The sequence below is a fragment of the Candidatus Sodalis sp. SoCistrobi genome, assembly GCF_900143145.1.
GTDB lineage: Bacteria > Pseudomonadota > Gammaproteobacteria > Enterobacterales > Enterobacteriaceae > SoCistrobi.
The window spans coordinates 1-1,729 of the sequence record NZ_FRDB01000351.1 but is presented as its reverse complement, the minus strand read 5'-3'; the positions used below and the strand labels follow the sequence as shown (position 1 = coordinate 1,729).

Genomic DNA, 1,729 nt, shown 5'->3' with positions numbered 1-1,729 from the left:
ATATGCTGTTTAACCAGCGTCTGATATCGGCGGGTAAGGCGAGAGTCAATCCCGCCAACAGATAGGTTGAAATCATTCTGCAAAGTAATAACAGGTATCACGATAAATGTGTAGATACCTATGCTTCGGGGGCACGGCGCGCAATGTCGGTTACCGTGGTAAGACCGCAGCAGCAACCCACCGCCCACCGACGGCGGCGGTGGGTATTAGGCGTGGAACTGCCGCTGCGCCCAGCGCGCCAGACCGGCGGTGACAGAGCCGAAATCGTCGCCGCCGACAAGCGGGATCCCCGGCAGGCTGTCCGCCAGCGCCTGGCGCAGTAGCGGCGAACGGGCGCTGCCGCCGGTTAAGTACACCACATCGGGCCGCGTTGCGCTGTCTTGCGCCAGCACTTCGCTGACCTGATCCAGGATCCGCTGCACAGGCTGCTCGATGGCCTGGGCCAACTGCGCGGGGCTGAGCGCGGCGCTAAGCCCCTGGCGGATAAAATCCAACGCCGCCCTGACCTGCGGCGCGGCGGAAAGCGCAATCTTGCACTCCTCTGCGCTTTTCACCAGCCGATAGCTTAAGCGCTGACGGTAGACCTTCAACAGCGCGCTGAAGACTTCGGGCTCGGCCGCATCGCGCAACAGTTCCCGCAGCAGCACGCCATTGGCGCTGCTGTAAAATTCGCTCTGCGCTGGAATATCATTAATGGCCACCGCTTGCCAAAACGGCAGGGCAGGGAGCGCCAGCCCTTTTTCCGTCGCGCCGCCCATCCCCAGCAGCGGCATCAACTGCTTGAACGCCAGCATAATATCCAGATCGTTGCCGCCCACCCGGCACCCGCTGTGCCCCAGCAGGCTATGCCGCCGGTCGCGCAGTTCACGCCAGCGCGGGCCCATCAGCAACAGTGAGCAGTCGGTGGTGCCGCCGCCGATATCCACCACCAGCACCCGGCTTTCCGCGGTCAGGCCGGCTTCAAAATCCAGCCCCGCCGCGACCGGCTCATATTGAAAGGCCACCTCCTGAAAGCCGGCCCGCTGCGCCGCGCGCTGCAAGATGCCCTGCGCCTGACGATTAGCTTCCTCCAGGCCGCTACCTTGGAAGTTAATCGGCCGGCCGATCATCGCCTGGGTGATCGTGGCCTGCACCTGCGCTTCCGCCTGGCGCTTGATATGGCATATCATGGCGCAGACCAAATCCTCGAACAGGGCGATTTGCTGCGGCTTCAGGCCATTGGCGCCGAGAAATGATTTTGGCGATTTGACGAAATAGCTGTCTTCGGGATCGGCGATATAGCTGGCCAGGGCCTGCCTGCCGAATTGCAGGCTGTCGTTATGCAGCGGGATGCCTTCTTCGCGGTTATAGCGTATCGCCCGCGTAAGCAGCAACTGGTTCTCATCGCTGCCGGTAGGGAGGTGCCAGAAACGATGCAGATATTCGCTGACGGCTTCGCGCGTGGGGGCGCTAAGCATCGATGCCATATACGGCGAGTCGCCATCGAGCGGCAACAGCCGCGGTGTGTCTTCCGTCATGACCGCTACCGAACAGTTGGCGGTGCCGTAGTCAAAGCCAATAAACATTGCTGCCTCCCATGCCGAGAGGCTGTAAAATAATCTTTGTAAATGGCATTTTTAGCAAAACCTTTAAAGGACTACAAAATGCCTATCAGCAACGATCTTATTGACCAATTGCTCCAGGATTGCCACTCCCCTCAGGACCTGTTGGGGGAATCAGGATTACTCAA

The 1,729-nt window shown here is 60.2% G+C and carries 1 protein-coding gene; it reads right to left on the bottom strand.

What is annotated here, in order from left to right; translation table 11 throughout:
- Nucleotides 1-206: 206 nt before the first annotated feature.
- A complete protein-coding gene (yegD, locus tag CINSTRO3249_RS15640; protein WP_074013887.1) occupies nt 207-1,565 on the bottom strand; it encodes a molecular chaperone in 1,359 nt (452 codons plus the stop codon).
- Nucleotides 1,566-1,729: the final 164 nt, after the last annotated feature.

What these genes read in the sequence shown, in the direction of transcription:
- yegD (WP_074013887.1), bottom strand. Translation starts at nt 1,565, where the DNA reads ATGTTTATTGGCTTTGACTACGGCACCGCCAACTGTTCGGTAGCGGTC.